Genomic DNA, 512 nt, shown 5'->3' with positions numbered 1-512 from the left:
AGCCCGGTGCGCCCGCGCATGGCGCGCTCGAACGCGGCCAGGTGCGGATACTCGCGCAGCAACCTGCCCAGCTCGTCGAGCACCGCTTCGATCCGGTCAATCACGTCGCCGGGGCCGCCGGCGGCCTCGCGCAGGCGCGGCAGCGCCACGTCGGTCCTGGCCGCGATGGCGGCCTTGATCAGCTCGGACTTGGTGGGAAAGTAGTTGTACAGGCTGGCGCTGGTCACCTCGGCCGTGCGGGCGATCTCGCGGATGGTCGCGCGCGAATAGCCGGCCCTGGCCACGCAGCGCATGGTGGCGACGATGATCCGCCGGCGGGTCTCCTCGCCGCTGGCGCCCGGCGGGCGCCCCAGCTGCGACCGGGCGGGGCTCATGCGGGGCACCCCCCTACGGAACCGGCACATAAATTGATCGGCCGATTATATTTGACGCTGTTAGCCGGAAGTGAGGACGTCACAATGACGCGGGCACAACTGGGTCGCCCGGTCGGCGCCAGCGGCGAGGAGACCCGC

At 71.1% G+C, this 512-nt stretch carries 1 protein-coding gene; it reads right to left on the bottom strand.

Features of this window, described 5'->3' with window-relative positions; translation table 11 throughout:
* A partial coding sequence (locus A5655_RS08940; protein WP_156764781.1) for a TetR/AcrR family transcriptional regulator occupies positions 1–374 on the bottom strand: 374 nt, incomplete at its 3' end.
* Positions 375–512 lie beyond the last annotated feature (138 nt).

Origin of the sequence: Mycobacterium sp. 1081908.1 (assembly GCF_001673535.1) — a bacterium.
Lineage (GTDB): Bacteria > Actinomycetota > Actinomycetes > Mycobacteriales > Mycobacteriaceae > Mycobacterium.
Note: the sequence above shows the minus strand (reverse complement) of the source record. Positions and strands in the feature narration are given on the sequence as shown.